Below are 8,505 nucleotides of genomic sequence, written 5' to 3'. Positions count from 1 at the left end.
GCAAAAACTTTGATATTACAAATCTCCAAAAGCTCTCTTAAATCATCTACGCCTTTTGGCTCGCCTTTGTCTGGAGTTGTAAAAATCGGACTGTATGTTACGGCATCGGCACCCAGCTCCTTTGCTCTTAAAACTTCCTCTCGCGTATGCGTACTAATGATGACCCAAAGACCCATCTTTTTCGCCTCTACGATCTCTTTAAACTGCCTAGATGTAAGATGAACACCGTAAGCACCAAGCCTCTGCGCCAAAGCTATATCTTGATGTAAAAAAGATTTAACATTCTCATAATTTTTACAAAGTGTCACGAAAGAGGAGGCAATTTCACTATAGTTGGGTGCGGATTTGTCGCGGTAAAGAGCATATTGCGGCTGATGTTTTTTTATCTGATTGCACAGCATGGAACTGAAATCCTCAGAAGTCTTACCGTAAAATTCTTTGGATGTTATTAAATATTTTTGCATTTTTACAACTTTAAAAGTACCATTTATTTTTGTAAAAAAATTTCCATTTTTTACGACATCGAGAATTATACCTTGTAGCAATTAATAGAGCTATTAGTGACGCCTATGTGACATTTTTCATTAGAGTTTTTTAACTTCGATTCCTATAAACTACCAAACATTATACAAAGAAGGGGAAAGAGTTATGGTTGAAACTATTTTAAAAAGAGATGGAACACAAAAAGAGTTTTTATCTTTTAAAATTGAGGATGCAATTAAAAAAGCCTTCAAATCCCAAAACATTATCTATGACAGTTCGGTATTTTTTAATGTTCTTGATGAACTTAAAAGCAAAAGAGCTGTAGCTGTTGAAGATATTCAAGATCTCATAGAAAAAGAGCTCTATAAAGCAAGATATTTTGACGTTATGCGCTCTTTTATGGTATACCGCCACACTCACAAAATGCAAAGAGAGCATGAGCTTGATGAAGATACTACATACATAAACTCTACTCGGACCATAGAGGAGTACATTGGAGGAACTGATTGGCGTATAAAAGCCAACTCAAACACCGGTTACTCAAATGCAGGTCTTGTAAACAACACTGCCGGTAAGGTCATTGCAAACTACTGGCTTGACAAAATCTACTCAAAAGAGGAAGGTTATGCTCACCGTAACGGCGATTACCATATTCATGACCTAGATTGTTTAACAGGATATTGTGCAGGATGGAGTCTTAGAGTTCTCTTGGATGAGGGCTTTAACGGAGTTAGAGGAAGAGTTGAGAGTAGCGCACCAAAACATTTTCGCGAAGTGCTAGGTCAAATGGCAAACTTTTTGGGAATTCTTCAATCAGAGTGGGCGGGCGCTCAAGCATTCAGCTCATTTGACACATACTTGGCTCCATATGTTTTCAAAGATAAACTGCCGTTTTATGAGATAAAAAAAGCGATTAGAAGTTTTGTCTACAATCTCAATGTACCAGCGCGTTGGGGACAATCTCCTTTTACCAATATTACGATTGACTGGAGTGTTCCTGAGGATTTAAAAGAGCAGACTCCTACATCTATGCAACTTCATCTCTTTAAAAATATTTTAGACAGTGAGCTTGAAGAGATGGCAAAACAAAGGGGTGCTTCATCTCTTGAAGAGATGACATATAAGCATTTTCAACCAGAGATGAACCTTATAAACAGAGCGTATTATGAGATTATGACGGAGGGAGATTTAACAGGGCAGCCATTTACATTCCCGATTCCTACCGTAAATATTACAGAGGATTTTGACTGGTACGGCGAGAACACGGACATTTTATTTGAAAATACGGCAAAAATAGGCTCATCATATTTTCAAAATTTTATCGGCTCACAATTCAAAAGAGACGAAAACGGAAATTTAGTAGAAAACCCTGAGGCATACAAACCTGGGCATGTGCGTTCAATGTGTTGCCGCTTGCAGTTAGACCTGCGTGAGCTTCTAAAGCGTGGAGGCGGGCTTTTCGGTTCAGCAGAGATGACCGGTTCAATCGGCGTTGTTACTATCAATATGGCTCGCTTAGGTTTCCTTCACAAAGGCGACAAAGAGGGTCTCTACAAACGTCTTGATGAGCTTATGGAGAATGCAAAATCTACTCTGGAGAAGAAGCGCGTATTTATTCAAGAGATGTATGACAGAGGACTTTTTCCATATACAAAAAGATACTTGCCAGGATTTAGAAATCACTTCTCAACCATTGGTGTTAATGGTATGAATGAGATGATTAGAAACTTTACAAGTGACAGCTATGATATAAGTGACAGCAGAGGAATAGAGTCTGCAACGGAGATTCTCAACTACATGAGAGACAGAATGGTAGAGTTCCAAGAGGCAACGGGAAATCTTTACAATCTAGAGGCTACTCCTGCTGAGGGAACTACATACAGATTTGCAAAAGAGGATAAGAAACGCTACGGTGACTCTATCCTCCAAGCGGGAATGGGCGAAAACATCTACTATACAAATAGTTCTCAAATTCCTGTTGATTTAACAAACGACCCATTTGAGGCATTGACTCTTCAAGATGATCTTCAGTGTAAATATACAGGCGGAACGGTTCTTCACTTGTACATGCAGGAGAAAATCAGCTCAACAGAGGCTTGCAGAAAACTGGTTAAAAATGTAATAACAAACTTTAGACTGCCGTATATCACGGTTACTCCGCTCTTTTCTGTATGTCCAAAACACGGATATATTGCAGGCGAGCATGAGTATTGTCCAAAGTGTGACGAAGAATTACTTAGCGATATAACTATTGCATCTTAAAAAGGAGGTGAAAAAATGAGTAAAAATGAAGCTTTAACTATGTTAAAAGACAAGAGACAAAAATGTACGGTTTACACAAGAGTTATGGGTTATCATAGACCTGTTGAGAGTTTCAACGTAGGGAAAACCGGTGAGCACAGACAAAGAAAACAGTTCTCTGAGTGCTAAGGTTATTTATGATTTGACATCATTCACCCACTTGGATTATCCCGACCACCTATCTTGTATAGTGTGGTTTAGTGGGTGCAATATGCGATGCGATTACTGCTACAACAAAGATATAGTTTTTGCCAAAGATGGCAAATACAGCTATAACGACATCCTCGATTTTTTAAAAACAAGAGTAAATCTTCTTGAAGCGGTTGTAATATCCGGCGGAGAAGCATCATCTTACGAACTGGCTCCGTTTTGCTCCAAGATAAAAGAGCTTGGCTTTAAGATAAAACTCGACACCAACGGTACAAATTTTGTGCATATAAAAGAGCTGATTGAGCTAAATCTTTTAGATTATGTAGCGCTTGATTACAAAGCCCCAGTTGCAAAATTTACTCAAATAACGCACTCAAACAAATTTGACGAATTTTCCAAAACTCTCGATTATCTAATAAAAAGCAATATAAAATTTGAAGCAAGAACAACTCTTCACGCAGAGTTGCTTGACGCAAATGACATAAATACTATTATGGCTGACTTACAAGAGCGCGGCTACAAAAGCCCGTTCTACATTCAGGAATTTTTAGACACGGGCGTAAATATTGCAGGGCTTAGTGCTCCAAAGAGCAAATTTGACAGAACTCTCTTGCACGATACTTTAGAGGTTATATTTAGATAACCTCTAACATTACTCCGATAAATCTAACGTAACCTCGATTTTTTTGGAGTCTCGCATAAGCGTTACGTTTAGTGAATCTTTGGCAAAAGCAAGCTCTGTTTTAACGTCAAATATACTCTCTACCTTGGCTCCATCAATTGCAACGACTCTATCTTTTGCTTCTATCTTAGCTTTTTGCGCAGGAGAGTCATCAACTAGTTTTTTTACCTCTAAGTTCTCATTTTCTTCAAAATAGATACCGAGTTTTTTTGCTTTTTTTGTAGTTACTGCGGATGGGTAAAGCAGATAGTCCGCCACACCCGGTTCCGGATTTGTATAGTTTAGTACTATTATATAATCCGAGACTCCTCTTCTTTTTGCCCTATCTGGAATTCCGTGACCGTGCATAACATGCCCGTTACCGGCTAATACTGCCATTGAGTACGCAGGATTTTTGTTCATAAACTCTGCCATATTCTTTGCCATTGACTCATCCCAAAGAAGCTGTGCATGATAAAACTCATCAAAATTTTTAAAACTCTTTGACTCATGCATACCAAAGATTCCTTTTAGCTGCTCCCTATACTTTGAGTTTTCAAAATTAATCGAACCCGGAATCACTTCAAGCTGCTCTTTTGAGAGCGAATCAAAACCTCCGTTTACAACTTTTCTTGTGATCTCTCTGTCTATATTTAGAGCTACGATAGGTATGCGCTTGGCTTTTGCAAAAAGTATTATCGGACGGTAGAGCTCATAATCATACTTCCATCTCTTAAAATACTCAGTTTTTGCAATCATCTCTTTTTCACTGATTTTTCCCGCTATAAAATCATCAAGATGTTTTTGAAACTGATGCTGAAACATCTCCATCCCGATTGCCAGTTTTGGGTTTTGTTTATACATCGCTTTAATGATTTTTAGCTGATTTAGATGGCTTGAGAACTCTGTATGTTTCTCTCCGATATATACAACCCTGTTTTTTGCTATCTCATCAACAACATCATTTAGATTTTTTGCAGCAGGTTTTATGGCGTAAGAGTCGCCGTTGATATTGTAAACTATCCCCTTTTGAGACTCTTTTGTTGATTTTTCTACAATTTTTTCGCCTTCAAAAATAACTTTAGAGTATTTTCCAAGATGTCTCAACCTATAAAAAATAGATCTCGATAGCTTCTCCATCTCAAATACCGCAGCAACGTAAGCGCCGTTTAGAGGATTTTTAAACAGCTCTATCTTTGCATCGCCCTGCATCTCAAAAGGAATCGATATCTGGTTTAAAAGAGAGTTTTTTGCACCTAAAATAAATATATTGTTAGATTTAAGCTCCTCATATTTCACCTCATCGGCATATTTGAAATTCTTAAATATCTTCTTGAACTTTGAGAACTTCTCCTCATCTGCTCTATCTACAACAACAAGAGCATTGCCCTCAATAATTTTAGAGATAACGGGAGGTGTCTCAAGAGGATGAAGCCTTCTAAATAGCTCATAATTCTCATCTAAAACGATTTTCGTAGGTTCAATATCGAGTTCAAAACGCTGTTTTTTACTGCTTAGATCTATTTTAGTGGTCAGGCACTCTTTATTTGAACATATAGAGATGGGAATAAACTCCGCCTTGTTGTTACTTACGATATCAAACTCAAGGACATATTTATCCTCTACAAACATCAGACTTGTGTTGCTTATACTGAAATCCAACGCCCCTTTTTCATAGATCAGGTTTTTAAAGATGTTGTCTAGTTTTTGATTTGAGCTCTTCTCGTATATCTCTTTTAAATTATCATACGTAGCTGTTTTAAAAGCATACTCTTGAAGCAGCGTCTTTGTTCCCTCATCAAATGCCTTTTCTCCTATCTTTTGCTCCAGCATATAGAAGAAAAAAGCGGACTTCTCATAACCTATTGCATTTTTTGAATTTTGTGTTTTATGCTCAAAATCTATCGGCGCTATTTCATTATGTGCATTTACGTAAGAGTCATACTTTATAAGCATATCTTTTCTATACTCCACCTCTTTTTTCGCTTTTTTCGCATATAAATAGTCGGCATAGTATGTAGTTATCCCCTCAACCCAATTTCCTTTATATGGAGCATAAACATAGTTTCCAAACCACTGATGGGCTATCTCGTGCCCCAGTGAGCTATCTAAAACATACTCTTTGTCTATTATCTGCTTGCCGATGAGAGTGTATGTCGGCATAGAGTATCCTGCAGGGAACTGTGTCTCTACGATAGAGAAGTTGTTGTATGGCAAAAACCCGAAGAGCTCTTTGTAGAGTTCAAAGTACTCCTTGCTCTTCTTAAAGTACTTATCTCTCAATGATGCGTTGTCTGAGTAGAAGTATGTAGCTAACTTCAAACCGTTTTTTGTATTTACTGAGTTAACTTTATAATCTTTTGACGCTATAAGGTTTACTCTATCAAGCGGATAATCAAAGATAAAAGTAGTAACGCCGTCCTTGCTCTTAGTCGTCGTAGCTTCAACAATTGCCCTAATCTCAGGATTTGAAACTACCGTTTCATATTTACACATCATGTCGATTCTTGGATACCAACTCTCAAGCAAAACCACGTCTGAATTAACTAAGTCAAACTTATGCGTAAATGATATCTCTACATCTTCGTTTTGATTTTGTTTTACAAGCGTTGGAATATTTTTTTCCACACTAAGCGATGCCCCTTTAATCTCTGATATATTCGCCTTGGTGTCAAGCAGGGATATTGTTGGGTGGTCTGTAGAGATAATGGCTCTGCCCTCAAGCAGACCCTTGTTGATATCTAAGTCGATATTTAGAGTATATCTGCACTCATGTGCATAAACAATCGAGGTAAAGAGTGACGATAATAGAAGTAATTTTTTCATAATTTGTTGCCCCTTTATATAAGAAAATGTATTTTAACGAGAAAAAGAATACGAATTACAACAACTCAAAATGACCAATATCAAGAGAATTCATTTTAACAATTAGGTAGAATACAGGCATGGAAAATAAGCTAAACAAAAGAGAGCGTTACAAGGCTCAACTAAGACCCATTGACTACTATAAAGATTTTGATAATATCGATTTCGAGAGCCTAAATGAAGCTGACAGGTTTTATCTTCAAGATTTTGGAATCTTTAACACCAACTTTTTAGAAGATGAGTTTACTATACGCATACGCATACCAGGCGGGGAGATTAGCGCTGAGAAGTTTCAAGAGATAGCTGACATTGTAGATGAGTATGACTTGACCATTATACTCACGGCAAGATCGGGCATACAGCTTCACGACGTAGATGTTGATGATGTTTTAGAGATTCATAAACGCATAAACGCTCTTGGAGTGACTACATGGCAAAGCTTTGGCGATAACGTTAGAAACATAGTGACAGACCCTTATGACGGATATGGAGAGTTCTGTGAGATAGAAGCCTACCCTATAGTTATGCAGATGCACGACTACATCATCAAAAATCCGCGCTATGTCGGAATGCTTCCTCGCCGCGTATCTGTAGGAATATCCGGCAACCGTACAAACGTAACCTCGTTTTTTGCAAACGACATATATTTTGCTTTGGCAAAAAAAGATGGAGTTTTCGGGTTTAATGTCTACATGGGCGGAAAAAATACAGAAGTAGCAAAAAGCGCAGATATCTTTTTGCTCAAAGATGAAGTTTTTGATTTCTTCAAAGCTTTTGTAGAAGCGTTTTATCTTCACGGTTCACGCTTCTCCCGTGCTAAAACTCGCATCTTTCATATGATTGAAGAGATTGGCATGGATGGGTTAAAAGCGCATATCCAACAAGAGTACAGTAAAGATTTTCAAAGCGAAGGTGAGCTAATCCTTGAGAAAAAAGAGTTCTCAGAGTTTCATAAACTCAAAGACGGTACCTACTCTTTTTGCTACCAAACAGATTTTTCCAGACTTACTACAGAGGAGATAAAAGAGATTGCCGACTTTGCAACAAAAAACAGTCTCAAGATAAGATTTGGAATAGACCAAAACATCTATCTTTTAGGGTTAAAAGAGCCCTCCTCCCCTCTAAAATCAAAAGCGCTCAGCGAGACGGTGGTCGCATGTGCAGGAAACCTCTGCCCTTACGCCGTCTGGAGCATCAAAGATGAGACATCCTACCTTCCGCTTGAGAAAATTAATGAGCATCGCATACAAGTTGGCTTTTCAGGGTGTGCGAAGGGTTGCGGCAGACATAGACACACCGACATCGGTCTAATAGGTCTTAAAACGAACAACTTTGGAGATACCGAAGGTGGAGCCAGAATATTTCTCGGTGCTCTACACTCAAACGGAGCATCGGTTGGACGACAACTCTTCTCAATGGTTCCCTTTGTTCATCTGCATGAGACGGTATCGCTTGTCATAGAACTCTTTGAACTTAGCGGATACAAAGACTTTGAAGAGTATGCAAGCAATGTTTTAATTCACTGCAGCGAAGAGTTTTTATCTTTGTGGGTTTTGGCAAATCTGGAGACAAACAGCAGTATTGCCGTACCTAAAGTGGGTAGTATGCAAAGTTTTGAGTATGAGAAGGAGTTGCTAAAAAAAGAGTTTGCAACGCTTGATTTCTGGGAGCATGTGGATGAGAATTTTCATGATGCCGTTAGTTATCTTAGCAAAAAACTATGGACCATCGAGGGTGAAGACCCACACTATAAGCCAAAAATAGAGAGAACTAACTTTCGTTAAAAGAGAGTTGGTAGCCAACACCTTTTACATTTTTTATCAATTTTTTTGAGGTTTTGGCTCTAAATCTTCTAATAAATGTTCTTACTCTCTCATCGCTTACATCTTCGCCCCAAAGGCTCTCTTTTATCTCTATATCATCAACGACTCTGTTTTTACCCTCAAGCAAAAGAGCTAAAAATTTTGCCTCGTTTTTAGAGAGTGCTACATATCTCTCATTTTTATAGAGCGAATTTGTACTTTTGTTAAAAACAAATCCTTCTC

The 8,505-nt window shown here is 38.1% G+C and carries 5 protein-coding genes and 1 pseudogene; 3 read left to right on the top strand and 3 right to left on the bottom strand.

Features of this window, described 5'->3' with window-relative positions:
• Positions 1-464, bottom strand: a 464-nt coding sequence (locus RQ763_RS06865; protein ID WP_314151953.1) for a thiamine phosphate synthase, incomplete at its 3' end; no start/stop codon positions are given.
• A 184-nt stretch (positions 465-648) separates the two neighbouring features.
• On the opposite strand from RQ763_RS06865, the pseudogene RQ763_RS06860 reads away from it, so the two are divergent.
• Positions 649-2,913, top strand: a pseudogene (locus RQ763_RS06860) (ribonucleoside triphosphate reductase).
• Positions 2,876-3,577, top strand: a complete 702-nt coding sequence (locus tag RQ763_RS06855; RefSeq protein WP_314151951.1) for an anaerobic ribonucleoside-triphosphate reductase activating protein — start codon at positions 2,876-2,878, stop codon at positions 3,575-3,577. Before RQ763_RS06860 ends, RQ763_RS06855 begins: the two are co-directional and overlap by 38 nt.
• Before the next feature lie 9 nt (positions 3,578-3,586).
• Here RQ763_RS06855 and RQ763_RS06850 read toward each other — a convergent pair whose 3' ends face one another.
• Entirely contained in the window at positions 3,587-6,421 is a 2,835-nt protein-coding gene (locus RQ763_RS06850; RefSeq protein WP_314151949.1) for a ChaN family lipoprotein, read from the bottom strand.
• Between the two features lie 119 nt (positions 6,422-6,540).
• Here RQ763_RS06850 and RQ763_RS06845 point away from each other — a divergent pair, with 119 nt between their 5' ends.
• Complete coding sequence (locus RQ763_RS06845; RefSeq protein WP_314151948.1) at positions 6,541-8,244, top strand: nitrite/sulfite reductase; 1,704 nt, start codon at positions 6,541-6,543, stop codon at positions 8,242-8,244.
• On the opposite strand, the gene RQ763_RS06840 is transcribed toward RQ763_RS06845, so the two are convergent.
• Positions 8,231-8,505, bottom strand: a 275-nt coding sequence (locus RQ763_RS06840; protein ID WP_314151947.1) for a winged helix-turn-helix domain-containing protein, incomplete at its 5' end; no start/stop codon positions are given. The two genes, RQ763_RS06845 and RQ763_RS06840, sit on opposite strands and share 14 nt — an antisense overlap.

Source organism: Sulfurimonas sp. (genome assembly GCF_032250635.1).
In the GTDB taxonomy this organism is placed as follows: Bacteria; Campylobacterota; Campylobacteria; order Campylobacterales; family Sulfurimonadaceae; genus Sulfurimonas.
The sequence above is the reverse complement of the archived record's forward strand: the minus strand, read 5'-3'. Positions and strand labels throughout refer to the sequence as shown.